Here is a 14,669-nt window from a genome sequence, read left to right as displayed (position 1 = left end):
CGTGAGCGAGTACGGCAACGAGCCGGATTTCCAGCACCGCATCGAGGACCTGGAGCAGAAGTCGGCCTCGGCGGCACGCCTGTTCGACGTGCGCCGTGTGATCGGCGGCCTCTTCGTGGTCTACGGGGTGATCGTGACCATCGCCGGGATCACCGCGTCCGACGCGGACATCGCCAAGGCCCAGGGCATCAACATCAACCTCTGGACCGGGATCGGCATGCTGGTGCTGGGACTGCTCTTCCTCCTGTGGATGAAGCTCAGTCCCCCTCCTCCCCCGCCCGCTGCGCAGGAGACGCCTGAGGCGGGATCGCACCGCCCGGGAGATGGTGACTGACCCGGTCCAGCAGCCCCGTGCGGGCCGCCAGGGCGGCGGCCTCCAGCCGGGAGCCCACCCCCAGCTTCATCAGCACCCGCTGGACGTGCGTACGGGCGGTGCTCGGCGCGATCCGCATGCCCGCCGCGATCAGCCGGGTGTCCTCGCCCTCCGCGACCCGCAGCAGCACCTCGACCTCGCGCGGGGTGAGCATCTGCAGCAGCCTGGTGCCCTCGTCGTCCGGCTCGGCCACCGGGTTGAGCAGCTCGGCGAATGCGCCCTGCAGCAGCGCGGGCGCGACCGCCACCTCGCCGGCACGCGCCTTGGCCATCGCCCGCTCGACGCCCTCGATCCGCTCGTCGTGCCGTACGTAGCCGGAGGCGCCGGCGGCGAACGCGGCGGCTATGCCGCGCGGGTTGGGCACCGGCCCCAGGACCAGCACCGCGACCCCCGGCCGCTCCCGCTTGATGCGGACGACCGCGTCGAAGGCGCCCGGCTCGGCCGGCGCCGCCGTCCCGATCAGGCACACCTCGGGCGACCGGCTCAGTACGAGATCCGCCGCGCCCGACGCGGGCGCGGCCGCCGCGAGCACCCGGTGCCCGCGCAGCTTCAGCGCCGAGGCGAGCGCCTCGGCCAGCAGACGATGGTCGTCGACGACGACGAGCCGTACGCCCATGGGCGTCCCCCTCATCCCCCCATGGACTGGTGCGGGCCTGCCCACCGAGTCCAAGCCGGTCCCCCTTCACATGCCGCGGCGAAGCCCGTCCGGCATACCGCCTGTGCCCCCGCTGCGGCCCCGGGCCATGCCCGGGAAGGTACACGCTTGTTCGACGCTTTGCGCCCCCTACTCGGCAGAAGCCTCCCTAAATCCGCATTATCTCCAAACATGGCCGACTTGCGACCGGGTGTGCTTGTTCGCGGGCCCGCGTTCCGTCCCCCTCCCCCCGGCCCGGTCAGCCGAAGGCGGCGATGGACCGGTCCGTCAGGTTGGCGGAGGCGGAGATGTGGTCGGAGGTCAGGAAGAAGTGGTCCTGGTACAGCCACCAGCCCGAACCGCTGTCCAGGAAGTCGTTCTCCAGGTCCTTGCCGCTCTCCGGCAGTTCCATGAAGACGGTGAACCCGCGGGTCGCGGGATCGAGCCGCAGCAGGCGGCCCGGCTTGTCGTAGGTGTTCTTCTGGTACGCGACGACCTTGCCGCCGCTGATGCCGACGATCTTGAGCTCGCGCTCCTGGTCGGGCTTGGCGAGCCACTTCGGCTTGCCGGTGGTGAGGTCGAGCGCGGCGATCTCGTTCGTCTGGGAGTAGGAGGTGCCGCTGCCCGAGTGGGTCTTGGTGGGCAGGTAGATGGTTGTGCCGTCGACGGCGACGTTGGTGCACCGGTTGTCCTCGCAGTGGATCCGGTACGTGGCGTCCGCGCCGCCCGCGCCCAGCGAGATGCGGCTCTTCATCTTGCCGCCGTCCAGGTACACGACGTCGGTCATCGACAAGCTGCCCGCCGACAGCCCCACGACCACCGGGTCCGTGGAGATGACGCTGTACACCTCACTGCCGCTCGGCACCTGCCAGGACCACTTCTTGGCGCCGCCCTCGCCCAGGCCCTGCACGTACTCGTCACCGCCGAAGCCGCCGCACTCGACGACCGCGACCAGCGCGGCGCCGCCGTGGTAGCCCTTGTCGGTGCACTCCGAACCGGCCTTGGGCGTCCACAGCACGGCCCCGGTGCTGATCTTGTACGCGACCGAACCGCCGATCCAGGAGACGGCCGCCGTGTCGCCCGTGAGCGCGATCTGCGAGTAGCTGTGCGAGGTCCGGCCGTCCGGGTCGGGCAGCTTCTTCGCCCACAGCTTCTTGCCGTGGGCGATGTCGACGGCGATCACGCTGTCGCAGTCCGTGCCGTACTGCAGCACCAGGCGGTCACCGGCCGCCGACTCCGGGCCCGGGCAGGACTCCCCCTCCAGCGGTATCGACCAGTTCTCCTTGCCGCTGTCGATGTCGAAGGAACGCAGCGCGTCCGGCATCGTCTTGACGACCGCGTCGCCGGTGAACCAGGCCTCCGCCACCGGGGCGGTGATCTCGGCCTTGGACGGCCGCACCGCTCTCTTGTCCCACAACGCGCGGGCCTTGAGCGGGCCGTCGCCGGCCGGCCGGGTGCTGCCGCCCTTCGACGGGGTGTCCGAGGGCTCGTCGTCGCCACCGTTCGCGACCAGGAAGACCCCCGCGCCGACGACCAGCAGCGCCGCGATCGCCGCCGCCACGATCCCGGCCACCTTGCCGTTGCCGCGCTTCGGCGGCTGCGGGTACTGCGGGTACGGCTGGTAGCCGTACCCGGGGAGAGGCTGGGTCGGCGCCTGGGCGTACGGGTTGGGGCCGTACGGGCCCGGCGGCGGGGGCGGCGGCTGCTGTCCCTGGGGGTGGGCCGGTGGCTGGGCGTAGGGGTTGGGCTGCTGCGGCGGGTAACCGTACTGAGGCGGCTGCGGCCCGAATCCGGGCTGGTTGCCGGGGGGAGGCGGCGGCTGCGACATCAGCGGGCACCTTTCGGGCACAGGTGTGCGGGGCGGACGGTGACCCTCTTTGTACCACCGGTGACGCACCGTTCCGCCCCGCGCCGAAGGACCGTTACGGCACTGCTACACCTCGTCCGCCAGCTCCAGCCAGCGCATCTCCAGTTCCTCGCGCTCGGCGGCCAGCGACCGCAGTTCCATGTCGAGTTCGGCCACCTTCTCGAAGTCGGTGGCGTTCTCGGCGATGGCGGCGTGCAGCTTCGACTCCCGCTCGCCGATCTTGTCCAGCTGCCGCTCGATGCGCTGCAGTTCCTTCTTGGCCGCGCGGCTGTCGCCGCCGCCCTTCGGCTTGGCCGGGGCGGGGGCGGGGGTGGCGGCCTCGACGGCGGCGCGGCGCCGCTCCAGGTACTCGTCGATGCCGCGCGGCAGCATGCGCAGCGTCGCGTCGCCGAGCAGGGCGAAGGTGCGGTCGGTGGTGCGCTCCAGGAAGTACCGGTCGTGGGAGATGACCACCATCGAGCCGGGCCAGCCGTCGAGCAGGTCCTCCAGCTGGGTCAGGGTCTCGATGTCCAGGTCGTTGGTGGGCTCGTCGAGGAAGAGCACGTTGGGCTCGTCCATCAGCAGCCGCAGCAACTGCAGCCGGCGCCGCTCGCCACCGGACAGGTCACCGACCGGGGTCCACTGCTTCTCCTTGGTGAACCCGAACTTCTCGCAGAGCTGACCCGCCGTCATCTCCCGTCCCTTGCCGAGGTCGACGCGGCCGCGCACCGACTCCACCGCCTGCAGCACCCGCAGCGACGGCTCGAGTTCGGCGACCTCCTGCGACAGGTAGGCCAGCCGTACGGTCTTGCCGACCACCACCTTGCCGGCCACCGGCTGCTGCTCGCCCTCGCTGACGGCGGCGTCCGCGAGCGCCCGCAGCAGGGACGTCTTGCCCGCGCCGTTGACACCGACCAGGCCGACCCGGTCGCCGGGGCCCAGCTGCCAGGTCAGGTGCTTCAGCAGCACCTTGGGCCCGGCCTGCACGGTCACGTTCTCCAGGTCGAAGACGGTCCTGCCCAGCCGGGTCGTCGCGAACTTCATCAGCTCGGCGTTGTCACGCGGCGGCGGCACGTCGGCGATCAGCTCGTTGGCCGCCTCGATGCGGAAGCGCGGCTTGCTGGTGCGGGCGGGGGCACCGCGGCGCAGCCAGGCCAGCTCCTTGCGCATCAGGTTCTGCCGCTTGACCTCCTCGGTCGCGGCGATCCGCTCGCGCTCGGCGCGGGCGAAGACGTAGTCGCTGTAACCGCCCTCGTACTCGTGGACGTCACCGCGCTGCACGTCCCACATGCGGGTGCAGACCTGGTCCAGGAACCAGCGGTCGTGGGTCACGCACACCAGGGCCGAGCGCCGTGCCCGCAGATGACCGGCCAGCCAGGAGATGCCCTCGACGTCGAGGTGGTTGGTGGGCTCGTCGAGCACGACCAGGTCCTGCTCGGCGATCAGCAGCTTCGCCAGCGCGATCCGGCGGCGCTCACCACCGGACAGCGGCCCGATCACCGTGTCCAGCCCCTGCGGGAAGCCGGGCAGGTCCAGCCCGCCGAAGAGGCCGGTGAGCACGTCCCGGATCTTCGCGTCGCCCGCCCACTCGTGGTCCGCGCGGTCGCCGACCACCTCGTGCCGGACGGTGGCCTGCGGGTCCAGGCTGTCGTGCTGCGTCAGCACGCCCAGCCGCAGGTCCGAGGTGTGCGTCACCCGCCCGGTGTCCGGTCCCTCCAGCTTCGCCAGCATCCGGATCAGGGTCGTCTTCCCGTCGCCGTTGCGGCCGACGACGCCGATGCGGTCGCCCTCCGATACGCCGAGCGAGATCCCGTCCAGCAGGGTGCGCGTTCCGTACACCTTGCTGACGGACTCGACGTTGACCAGGTTGACGGCCATGGGACTCCTGTCACTACGAAAGAACGACCTCCCAGGGTAGTGCGGCCCCCTCACCCCCCGGGCACGGCGACCGCCCCCCGGACACCCGTGCGGGTGGGCTCGCCCACCACAGGTGAATCGCCAACCGTACACAGCCGCAGCTCTGTGCAGTTTTCCCATGGATACGTATCCGCTCGTGGAAGCGCGCAACCGGCTCGGGCAGCTCGTCGGCCGAGTCCGGCACGGGCATGAACACATCCTGATCAGCGAGTACGGGAAACCCGCCGCCGCGCTCATCCAGATAAGCGAACTCGAGGAACTGCAGCGTCTGCGCGATGCGGCGGACGCCGCCGAGGCAGCGGCCCGCGAATCGGCTCCCACCGGCCCCGCGATGACGCACGACGAGTTCACGGCCCGGTTGGAGGACGAGGACCGTCAGGCCGATGCCTCGTGACCCAGGGCGTGCGCGGCTGCTGTCCGGGATGTGGCCGGGGAACCGCCCCCCCGGACTGCGCGCGCCCTGGGAGCTTCGGGGTACTGGCGGCTGACCGTCGGCGACTGGCGTGTCTGTACCGGCCCGGCGCCGAGACCGTCACCGTGCTCGTCCTCAAGGTCGGCCGGGTGGGGTGAAGTCCGGCTCAGCCCTGACGCGGCCCGCCCGTTCGACCAGAGCCCAGCCGGCGACGGCCATGAGGACGGCGGCCGGTGCCGTGACGCGGAAGGCGATCAGGGTGGCCGAGTGGCCGTCGAGGAGGCCGCCGAAGCCGACGGCGGACAGGCCGAGGACGCCCAGCAGCGCGAGGGCGACGCCGAACGCGGCACCGGGGCCGGAGAGCGGGCCCGGCGCCTGGGCGGGGCGCGGGGCCGGGGGGCGTTCGGCGCGGCGGAAGACGGCGACCAGGGCGGCGGTGAGGGCGGTCGCGGCCGCCACGCGCAGCGGCACCTGGGCCCACCAGGCGGCGGTGGCCGGGGCGGGCAGCGTGCGGCCCAGGGAGATCAGCGCGCCGTACACGGCGAGCATGGCCGTGAGGTGCCAGAGGAAGGCCGTCATCGCGATGCCGTTCGCGGCGACCACGCCGCGCCACACGCGCGGGCGCTCCAGCAGGCGCGCGGCGGGGCGCCGCAGCAGTTCGACCGCGCCGACCAGCCACACGCCGTGGCAGAGCAGGGCGAGCGTGGGCGGCGCCATGTTCGAGATCCGCTCGCCGGGCATGCCCACCATGGACAGCGGGTACGGCCCGAGCGCCACCAGCGCGACCGCCCCGGCCAGCCCGCACGTGGCCGCCGCCGCGGGCAGGCGCAGCCGGCCGTCCGCCCGCAGGAAGCCCAGCTGGTGCACCGCGAGCCAGACGAAGGCGAAGTTCAGGAACGGCACGTAGGGCACGTCGAAGGCGAAGCGCAGCACGTCCACCACGACCGCGCCGGCCGACAGTGCGGCGAAGGCGCCCCAGCCGTACCGCTCGTGCAGCCGCAGCAACGGCGGGGTGAAGGCCACCATGCCGAGGTAGATCCCGATGAACCACAGCGGCTGCGCCACCAGTCGCGCCGCCACGTCCGGCACCGGGGGCAGCAGCGCGACCGCGGCCCACACCGCGGTGAACAGCATCGTCGGCCGCAGCAGCCGGCGCAGCCGGGCCCGCAGGAAGGCCGCGTACCCGCCGCCGGAGCGTGCGACGGAGCGGTAGGAGAGCGCGTGCGAGAAGCCGCCGACGAAGAAGAACACCGGCATGACCTGCAGCACCCAGGTCAGCGGTTGCAGCGCCGGGCGCAGCGCCAGCAGGTTGCCGACCTCGACGCCCCCGTCGGCCCCGGTGGTCACCGCCGCCATCAGCCAGTGCCCCAGCACGACCGTGGCCAGCGACGCCACCCGCAGGAAGTCGGCGTAACGGTCCCGTGCCGCGGGCGTGGCCGCGGCGATCTCTCCGGCTGTCATCCCCATGCCGGCACGATCCCGCGCCGGGGCGCCGCTCCGTCAGGCCCGCCCTACTCAACTCGCCCCGGAAGACGGTGAGTACGGGTACTCAGAGCAGGGTCGCGCCCTGCGCGGGGCCGGTGGTGACCCGTACCGCGCGGCAGGTGCCGGAGGCGGCGAGGGCGGCGGCGACGGCCTGCGCGGACTCGGCGTCCTTGGCGAGGAAGGCGGTGGTGGGCCCGGAGCCGGAGACCAGGGTGGCCAGGGAGCCGGCCTCGGCGCCCGCGGCGAGGGTCGCGGCCAGCGAGGGGCGCAGGGAGAGAGCGGCCGGCTGGAGGTCGTTCGCCAGGGAGGCGGCGAGGGCCACCGCGTCACCGGTGCGCAGCGCGTCGAGCAGGTCCAAGGACGCCTCGGGCTCCGCCACCTCCGCGTCGCCGCGCAGCCGGTCGCACTCGCGGTAGACCTCGGGCGTGGACAGGCCGCCGTCGGCGACGGCGAAGACCCAGTGGAAGGTCCCGCCCGTCTCCAGCGGCTCCAGCAGCTCGCCGCGGCCCCGGCCGAGGGCGGCGCCGCCCACCAGGCTGAACGGGACGTCGCTGCCGAGCCCGGCGCAGATCGCGAGCAGCTCCTCGCGGCTCGCGCCGGTGCCCCACAGCGCGTCGCAGGCGACCAGGGCGCCCGCCGCGTCGGCGCTGCCTCCGGCCATGCCGCCCGCGACGGGGATGTCCTTGGCGATGTGGATGTGGACGCGCGGCTCCAGCCCGTGCCGCGCCGCGAGCGCGATCGCGGCGCGGGCGGCGAGGTTGCTCGCGTCGGCCGGGACCTGGTCGGCGTCCGGTCCGGCGACCGTGATCCGCAGCTCTTCGGCGGGAGTGACGGTGACCTCGTCGTACAGGCCGACGGCGAGGAAGACGTTGGCCAGGTCGTGGAAGCCGTCGGGGCGCGGTCCGCCCACCGCGAGCTGGACGTTGACCTTGGCGGGGACGCGGACGGTCACGGACGCGGGTCGGCGGGTCACTTGCGCGGTTCTCCTCGGAGCGTGAGCGTGGGGCACTCGATGCGGGGCCTTCGGTACGTGGGGCACGGCGGCGCCCCCATTGTGCCCTCTGTCACCGCGGTGAGCGGCCGCCACCGCCGTGCTCGGCGATCGCCGCGAACTCCTCCACGGTCAGTGCCTCCCCGCGCGCCTGCGGCGACACCCCCGCGGCCACCAGCGCCTCCTCGGCGGCGGCGGCCGAGCCCGCCCAGCCGGCCAGCGCGGCCCGCAGCGTCTTGCGGCGCTGCGCGAAGGCGGCGTCCACGACCGCGAAGACCTGCTCGCGGGTGGCGGTGGTGGCGAGCGGCTCCTTGCGGCGTACGAGCGAGACCAGCCCGGAGTCCACGTTCGGGGCGGGCCAGAAGACGTTGCGGCCGATGGCCCCGGCCCGCTTCACCTCGGCGTACCAGGCCGCCTTCACCGAGGGCACCCCGTACACCTTGGAACCGGGCCCTGCGGCCAGCCGGTCGGCGACCTCGGACTGCACCATGACCAGGGAGCGCTCGATGCTCGGGAAGGTCGCGAGCATGTGCAGCAGTACCGGGACGGCCACGTTGTACGGCAGGTTGGCCACCAGCGCCGTGGGCGGCGGGCCGGGCAGCTCCTCGACGCGCAGCGCGTCGCGGTGCACGAGCGCGAAGCGGCCGGCCCGGCCCGGCAGCCGGGCGGCGACGGTCGAGGGGAGGGCCTCGGCCAGCACGTCGTCGATCTCCACGGCGGTGACGTGCTCGGCCACCTCCAGCAGCGCCAGCGTGAGCGAGCCGAGCCCCGGGCCGACCTCGACGACCACGTCGTCGGGCCGGACGTCCGCGGTGCGCACGATGCGGCGCACCGTGTTCGCGTCGATGACGAAGTTCTGGCCGCGCTGCTTGGTGGGGCGGACGCCCAGCGCGGCGGCCAGCTCACGGATGTCGGCGGGGCCGAGCAGGGCGTCGTCGGCGGGACCGGAGTGGTCGGTGGTGCTCACCGCTCAAGGGTATCCGGGCCCGGCGGGACCTCCCGCGGGCCAGGGCCCTGTCGTCGAAGTCCTGCCGGCCGCCCGAAGGGCGGGCCCAGCGGCACCCCCGGCTCCGCTGGGAGGTGCCCCCAGGTGCGGTGCATCGCAAGGCGGAGAGTCGTCCTCGTAGTGGGCTACTCGGACGATTCGACGACTCCCCCGGGCCGAAGGCTGGGGGAGTGCCGTGCCTGGGGCACCTCCCAGCGCCGGCTGGGGGGGGAGCGGCGCGGGGTGGGGGCACCCCCGGCCGAAGGTTGGGGGAGGACACCTGACGACACGGCCTAGGAGTAGAGCTTGCGGCCGCACACCGGCCAGGGGCTGGCACCGCGCTGGATGTACAGGCGCTTGGCGCGGTACGTCTGCTCCTTGGCGGAGGCGTCCTGGGGGCGGCCGTGGCCGCCCAGGTTGCGCCAGGTGCGCTGGTCGAACTGGTAGAGGCCGCCGTAGGTGCCGGAGGCGTCCACCGCGTTCGGGCGGCCGCCCGCCTCGCACCGGCCGAGGGCCTTCCAGTTGAGGTGGTCGGCGCCCTGGACGCTGTCGGGGAGCGGCTTGGTGCCGACGCGCACGACCTGCCGCACGGGCTCGCGCAGCACCTCCTCGGCGATGCGCCGCGGCTTGCGCCGGACCCCGTCGACCGTGCGGTACGCGTACGTGACGCGGCGCAGCCCGTTCCTGCCCCGGGTGTCGACGGCGGTGGTGCCCTCGAACAGCGAGGGGTCCTGCGTCCGCTCGACGGGGAAGGGCACCGGCTCCTCGTGGACCTCGTCGTGGCCCCGGATGCGCCGGACGGAGATCGTCTGGCCCTCGCGCGGGAAGCTGTCGGGGTCGGCGGAGGTGGTGTCGAGGCCGTGCAAGGCGATGCCGGCGTCACGCAGCGCCTCGCCGACGGTGGCGGCGTTGGTGCGGACCGGCCGTTCGTGGCCGTCGACGAGGAAGGTCACCTGGCGTTCCGTGCGGACGTCCAGCTCCAGCCCGTGCCGCCCGATCGCCTCGCCGCGGGAGGCGGACAGGTACGCGCCGTCCGCGCGCACGCCCAGCTGACGCAGGGCGCCGTCCACGGTGCCGGCCGTGGTCCAGATCCGCCGGGGCCGGCCGTCGAGGGTCAGCGCGATCGGGCGGCCGTAGCGGACGGCGACGGCGTCGCCGTCCTGCAGCGCCGCGTCGGGGTCGGGGGCGACGATGTCGTGGTCGCCGACGTCGATGCCCTGGCGCTGCAGCAGTTCCTCCACGCTCCCGGCGAAGGTGTGCAGGGTGCGCGGCCGGCCGTCCACGCTGAGCTGCACGGCCTTGCCGCCGGCGAGGTAGGCGGTGCTGCCGCCCGCCAGACAGGCGACGACCAGGGCCTGGGGCAGCAGCCTGCTCAGCGCGTCCGGGCGCCGTGCGGCGCGCCTGCGCCGGGCGGCCGCACGTCCGGGGCGCGGCTCGACGTCCTCGTCGACGGGGGCCGTGCCCGGTGTCCTGCGGTAGGGGCCGTCCGCGTAGGACCGTGTTCCGGCCTGCGTCGTGCCCGCCTTGCTCATGTTGCTCACGGCGTACCTCCGGCCCGGTCCGATCGGACCGAACCGGGACCATAGCGGAGGATTCGTCACTCTCCCAAGCCGAACGGTCACGCCGTGTCGCCGGACGAGGGGGCCGCGACACCCTTCGTGACCGTGGTCAGCGCGCCCTGCGCCGCCCCCGGCGGCCGCCGGCGCGGCCACCGGGCGTCCGGAATCGGACATCCGGAGTTACGCCGACCGCGCGAACCGCGCGACGCGGCGTCAGTAGCCGAAGGCCCGGGCCGTGTTGGCCCCGATGGCCGCGGCGAGCTCGTCCTCCGCGGCGCCCCGGGCGGCGGCCATGGCCCGCACCGTGACCGGGATCAGGTACGGGGCGTTGGGGCGGCCGCGGTGCGGTACGGGGGTGAGGAAGGGCGCGTCGGTCTCGACCAGGAGGAGCTCGGCGGGGGCGACGGCGACCGCGTCGCGCAGGTCCTGGGCGGACTTGTAGGTGACGTTGCCGGCGAAGGACATGTAGTAGCCCTTGTCGGCGCAGAGCTTGGCCATCTCCGCGTCGCCGGAGTAGCAGTGGAAGACGACGGTGCCGGGCGCGCCCTCCTCGTCGAGGATGCGCAGCACGTCGGCGTGGGCCTCGCGGTCGTGGATGACCAGGGCCTTGCCGTGCCGCTTGGCGATGTCGATGTGGCGGCGGAAGGAGTACTGCTGGGCCTCGACCCCGTCGGGCCCGGTGCGGAAGTAGTCCAGCCCGGTCTCGCCGACGCCGCGCACCTGGGGCAGCGCGGCGAGGGCGTCGATCTGCGCGAGGGCGGCGTCCAGCGCGGACAGCCCGCCCGCCTGCCGCGCCCCCTGCCGGCTCCAGCCGTCGGGGTCCCCGTGGACGATCCGGGGGGCCTCGTTGGGGTGCAGGGCGACCGCCGCCCACACCTGGTCGTACGCCCCGGCGGTGCGCGCCGCCCAGTGGGAGCCGTCGACGTCGCAGCCGACCTGGACCACGGTCGTCACGCCGACGGACGCCGCCTTCGCCAGCGCCTCCTCGACGCTGCCCTCCTGCATGTCGAGGTGGGTGTGCGAGTCCGCCACCGGGACCGCGAGTGGTTCGGGGAGGGGAGGGGCGGCGGACGCGTCCTTCTTCGGGCGCCGGCTCTGGCTCTGGTTCTGCTCGGGCATGCCCCAGATCCTAGGCGGGGGGCCGAGGCGGCTACCGGGCGTCCCTCCTGCGGTGCAGCAGGTTGCGGGGCGACCAGTGCCGTGCGCGGCGCTCGGCGTCCTCCACGGCGGGCGAGGCCGGCACCCGGCGCATGTCGGAGGCCGCGGGCAGCGGGCCGGCGGCCGCGGTGGCCGACCAGGACCCGGCGACATCGGAGACCTGTCCGGCCCGCATGATGCGGACCTTGTGGCTCTCGCACTCCACGCACGTCGGCCGGGTCAGCGGGGACGGTACCCGCTTGCCGTCCGCCATGTACCAGACGACCTCGTGACCCTGTGCGTCGACGTGGTGCTCGATCTCGTACGCCTGCTCCCATCCCCGTCCGCAGCTGATGCAGACGAAGGCGTACGCCTCACGAACCGTGCCATCGGTTCCGATGGTCTCGCTCATGGCAGCTCCTGTTGCCCTCCGGACGAGGCGTCCGGAGCGGGACTTCCCTCCATCAGCGAACGCCCGGGAAGGCGCCGGCGATAGCGGGGGTGCCCTTTCTTGAGCCAGTTTTGGGGAGTATGTGACACGGGGCCGAGCAGGCGGCCCAGGTTTTTCCCTCTCCTACGATAGGACTTTGCACCGCGCCGCGTTTAGCCGGTTGTGGGCTGGTTCGCGGCGTGCTTCGCGGACACCACGGCGTCGAAGACCTCCCGCTTGGGCAGCCCCGCCTCCGTCGCCACGGCCGCGATCGCCTCCTTGCGCCGCTCCCCCGCCTCCTCACGGACCCGGACCCGGCGCACCAGCTCGGCGGCGTCCAGTTCCTGCGGCCCGGTCTCCGGGGCGCCCTCGACGACGATCGTGATCTCCCCGCGCACCCCCTCGGCGGCCCAGGCCGCCAGTTCCTCCAGGGGACCGCGCCGGACCTCCTCGTAGGTCTTGGTCAGCTCCCGGCAGACGGCGGCCCGGCGCCCGGCGCCGAAGGCCTCGGCCATCGCCGCGAGGGTGTCGGCGAGGCGGTGCGGGGCCTCGAAGTACACCAGGGTGCGCCGCTCCCCCGCGGCCTCGCCCAGCCGGGCCCGCCGCTCGCCGGCCTTGCGGGGCGGGAAGCCCTCGAAGCAGAAGCGGTCCACGGGCAGCCCGCTGAGGGCGAGCGCGGTCAGCACGGCGGACGGTCCGGGGACGGCCGTCACCCGGATGTCGCGCTCGACGGCCGCCGCGACCAGCCGGTAGCCGGGGTCGGAGACCGAGGGCATCCCGGCGTCGGTGACGAGCAGCACCCGGGCGCCCTCCTCCAGCGCCGTGACCAGCTCCGGGGTGCGGGCCGTCTCGTTGCCCTCGAAGTAGGACACGACCCGCGCGGTGGTGGTCACGCCCAGGGACTGGGTGAGCCGGCGCAGCCGCCGGGTGTCCTCGGCGGCGATCACGTCGGCCCCGGCCAGCTCCGCGGAGAGCCGGGGCGGCGCGTCGGCGACGTCACCGATGGGGGTCCCTGCGAGCACGAGTACGCCTGCGGCCGGTCCTGCGGAGCTAGTCACCGCCCCAGTCTCCCATCCGCCGCACACCCGGCCGGGCCCGCCGCGGCACGGCGGCGTACGCCCGGTTGGCCCGGTCCTCAGCACATACACATGCGGCTTCCCTACGATGGCCCGGTGACGAGTGACACCGCGACGCATGCGCACCGGGTCGAGGACGCCCCCAAGGCCGCGGAGGAGCAGAGCCCCTGGCAGCGGCAGCTGCGCCGCTTCGGCTACGTGGACCGCCCGCGCCCCGACGTGCGCGAGCGCCTGGTCCCGCCGTTCCCCGAGCCGGGGACACGGGCGTGGGCGGCGCTCGGCGTGGGCCCGGCGACGGCGCGCCGGCTGGCCCGCTGGACGGGCTGGGGCGGGCCGCTGCTCGTGGCGTTCTTCGCGGGCCTGCTGCGGTTCTGGAACCTGGGCAGCCCGCACGCGGTGATATTCGACGAGACGTACTACGCGAAGGACGCCTGGTCGCTCCTGCAGTACGGCTACGAGGGCAGCTGGCCGGACAAGGCCAACGACCTGATCCTCGCCACCCCGCCCTCCATCCCGCTCTCCGACGCCCCCTCGTACGTGGTGCACCCGCCGGTCGGCAAGTGGGTGATCGCCTCCGGTGAGTGGATCTTCGGGCTGAACCCCTTCGGCTGGCGCTTCGCGATGGCGGTGCTCGGGACGCTGTCGGTGCTGATGCTCTGCCGGATCGGCCGCCGGCTGTTCCGCTCGACCGCGCTGGGCTGCCTCGCGGGCGGCCTGATGGCGGTCGACGGCCTGCACTTCGTCATGAGCCGCGTCGCCCTGCTCGACCTCGTCGTCATGTTCTTCGTGCTGGCCGCCTTCGGCTGCCTGCTGATCGACCGGGACCGCGCACGGGCCCGGCTCGCCGCCGCCCTCCCCGAGGGCCGCCCGGACGACCGCGTCGCCTCCTTCACGTGGCTGGGCGTCCGCCCGTGGCGGATCGCGGCCGGGATCTGCCTGGGCCTGGCCATCGGCACCAAGTGGAACGGCCTGTACGTGCTGGCGCTGTTCGGCGTCCTCACCGTGCTGTGGGACGCCGGCGCCCGCCGCGTGGCGGGTGCCCGCTACCCCCGGCTGACGGCGTTCTGGCTGGACGGGCTGTGGGCGGGCCTGTCCATGGTCGGCGTCGCCGTCGTCACCTACCTGCTGTCCTGGCTCGGCTGGTTCACCACCGACAAGGGCTACGACCGTGACTGGGCCAAGGGCGACGGCGGCTTCCCCTCCCGGTCCTGGGCGGCGCTGCGCAGCCTGTGGCACTACGAGTCGCAGGTGTACGACTTCCACGTCAACCTGCACTCCCCGCACACCTACCAGTCCAACCCGTGGAGCTGGCTGGTCCTGGGCCGCCCGGTGTCGTACTTCTACGAGTCCCCCAAGCTCGGCGAGGACGGCTGCACCGCGGCCGGCGGCTGCGCCCGCGAGGTGCTCGCGATCGGCACCCCGCTGCTGTGGTGGGCCGGGTGCTTCGCCCTGCTGTACGTCCTGTACCGCTGGATCTTCCGCCGCGACTGGCGCGCCGGCGCGATCGCCTGCGGCATCGCGGCCGGGTACCTCCCGTGGTTCCTCTACCAGGACCGGACGATCTTCCTCTTCTACGCGGTCGTCTTCGTGCCCTTCCTCTGCCTCGCGGTCGCGATGATGCTCGGAGCGATCCTCGGACCCCCCGGCGCGAGCGAACGCCGCCGCATGTGGGGCGCGGTCGGCGCGGGCACGCTGGTGCTGCTGATCGTCTGGAACTTCATCTACTTCTTCCCGCTCTACACCGGGCAGACGATCCCCATGGACGCCTGGCGCGACCGGATGTGGCTGGACACCTGGATCTGACCCGCCCGGCCGCGGGGCCGC

Annotated in this window: 13 protein-coding genes; 3 read left to right on the top strand and 10 right to left on the bottom strand. The window is 73.6% G+C overall.

The window, feature by feature from the left end:
- Position 1: 1 nt before the first annotated feature.
- Positions 2-334, top strand: a complete 333-nt coding sequence (locus PV410_RS30560) for a hypothetical protein (protein ID WP_500328993.1) — start codon at positions 2-4, stop codon at positions 332-334.
- Here PV410_RS30560 and PV410_RS30555 read toward each other — a convergent pair.
- From PV410_RS30555 to PV410_RS30545, 3 genes are all read right to left on the bottom strand, one after another.
- Positions 258-989: a helix-turn-helix transcriptional regulator gene (locus PV410_RS30555; RefSeq protein ID WP_500329014.1), complete on the bottom strand. Its 732-nt coding sequence runs from the start codon at positions 987-989 to the stop codon at positions 258-260. The genes PV410_RS30560 and PV410_RS30555 overlap by 77 nt on opposite strands.
- Positions 990-1,266: 277 nt before the next feature.
- Entirely contained in the window at positions 1,267-2,835 is a 1,569-nt protein-coding gene (locus PV410_RS30550; protein ID WP_500328992.1) for an outer membrane protein assembly factor BamB family protein, read from the bottom strand.
- Between the two features lie 105 nt (positions 2,836-2,940).
- Entirely contained in the window at positions 2,941-4,731 is a 1,791-nt protein-coding gene (locus PV410_RS30545; RefSeq protein ID WP_500328991.1) for an ABC-F family ATP-binding cassette domain-containing protein, read from the bottom strand.
- A 157-nt stretch (positions 4,732-4,888) separates the two neighbouring features.
- Here PV410_RS30545 and PV410_RS30540 point away from each other — a divergent pair, with 157 nt between their 5' ends.
- Positions 4,889-5,164, top strand: a complete 276-nt coding sequence (locus PV410_RS30540; RefSeq protein ID WP_500328990.1) for a type II toxin-antitoxin system Phd/YefM family antitoxin — start codon at positions 4,889-4,891, stop codon at positions 5,162-5,164.
- Between the two features lie 153 nt (positions 5,165-5,317).
- On the opposite strand, the gene PV410_RS30535 is transcribed toward PV410_RS30540, so the two are convergent.
- From PV410_RS30535 to rsmI, 7 genes are all read right to left on the bottom strand, one after another.
- Entirely contained in the window at positions 5,318-6,649 is a 1,332-nt protein-coding gene (locus tag PV410_RS30535; protein ID WP_500328989.1) for an acyltransferase family protein, read from the bottom strand.
- 82 nt (positions 6,650-6,731) lie between these two features.
- Entirely contained in the window at positions 6,732-7,640 is a 909-nt protein-coding gene (locus PV410_RS30530) for a 4-(cytidine 5'-diphospho)-2-C-methyl-D-erythritol kinase (protein WP_500328988.1), read from the bottom strand.
- A gap of 91 nt (positions 7,641-7,731) precedes the next feature.
- Complete coding sequence (gene rsmA, locus PV410_RS30525; protein WP_500328987.1) at positions 7,732-8,625, bottom strand: 16S rRNA (adenine(1518)-N(6)/adenine(1519)-N(6))-dimethyltransferase RsmA; 894 nt, start codon at positions 8,623-8,625, stop codon at positions 7,732-7,734.
- A 311-nt stretch (positions 8,626-8,936) separates the two neighbouring features.
- Positions 8,937-10,184, bottom strand: coding sequence for a resuscitation-promoting factor (locus PV410_RS30520; RefSeq protein WP_500328986.1), 1,248 nt, complete (start codon positions 10,182-10,184; stop codon positions 8,937-8,939).
- A 231-nt stretch (positions 10,185-10,415) separates the two neighbouring features.
- Positions 10,416-11,321, bottom strand: coding sequence for a TatD family hydrolase (locus PV410_RS30515; protein WP_500328985.1), 906 nt, complete (start codon positions 11,319-11,321; stop codon positions 10,416-10,418).
- Between the two features lie 31 nt (positions 11,322-11,352).
- Positions 11,353-11,751: a hypothetical protein gene (locus tag PV410_RS30510; RefSeq protein WP_500328984.1), complete on the bottom strand. Its 399-nt coding sequence runs from the start codon at positions 11,749-11,751 to the stop codon at positions 11,353-11,355.
- 191 nt (positions 11,752-11,942) lie between these two features.
- Complete coding sequence (rsmI, locus tag PV410_RS30505; protein WP_499512282.1) at positions 11,943-12,827, bottom strand: 16S rRNA (cytidine(1402)-2'-O)-methyltransferase; 885 nt, start codon at positions 12,825-12,827, stop codon at positions 11,943-11,945.
- 90 nt (positions 12,828-12,917) lie between these two features.
- Between rsmI and PV410_RS30500 the strand changes: the two genes are divergently transcribed.
- Positions 12,918-14,648, top strand: coding sequence for a dolichyl-phosphate-mannose--protein mannosyltransferase (locus PV410_RS30500; protein ID WP_500328983.1), 1,731 nt, complete (start codon positions 12,918-12,920; stop codon positions 14,646-14,648).
- The last annotated feature ends 21 nt before the right edge of the window (positions 14,649-14,669 follow it).

The sequence above is a fragment of the Streptomyces sp. PA03-5A genome, from assembly GCF_033792725.1.
Taxonomy (GTDB): Bacteria; Actinomycetota; Actinomycetes; order Streptomycetales; family Streptomycetaceae; genus Actinacidiphila.
Note: the sequence above shows the minus strand (reverse complement) of the source record. Positions and strands in the feature narration are given on the sequence as shown.

What these genes read in the sequence shown, in the direction of transcription:
- PV410_RS30500 (WP_500328983.1), top strand. Translation starts at nt 12,918, where the DNA reads ATGCGGCTTCCCTACGATGGCCCGGTGACGAGTGACACCGCGACGCAT.
- PV410_RS30535 (WP_500328989.1), bottom strand. Translation starts at nt 6,649, where the DNA reads ATGGGGATGACAGCCGGAGAGATCGCCGCGGCCACGCCCGCGGCACGG.
- PV410_RS30555 (WP_500329014.1), bottom strand. Translation starts at nt 989, where the DNA reads ATGGGCGTACGGCTCGTCGTCGTCGACGACCATCGTCTGCTGGCCGAG.
- PV410_RS30550 (WP_500328992.1), bottom strand. Translation starts at nt 2,835, where the DNA reads ATGTCGCAGCCGCCGCCTCCCCCCGGCAACCAGCCCGGATTCGGGCCG.
- PV410_RS30510 (WP_500328984.1), bottom strand. Translation starts at nt 11,751, where the DNA reads ATGAGCGAGACCATCGGAACCGATGGCACGGTTCGTGAGGCGTACGCC.
- PV410_RS30540 (WP_500328990.1), top strand. Translation starts at nt 4,889, where the DNA reads ATGGATACGTATCCGCTCGTGGAAGCGCGCAACCGGCTCGGGCAGCTC.
- PV410_RS30545 (WP_500328991.1), bottom strand. Translation starts at nt 4,731, where the DNA reads ATGGCCGTCAACCTGGTCAACGTCGAGTCCGTCAGCAAGGTGTACGGA.
- PV410_RS30515 (WP_500328985.1), bottom strand. Translation starts at nt 11,321, where the DNA reads ATGCCCGAGCAGAACCAGAGCCAGAGCCGGCGCCCGAAGAAGGACGCG.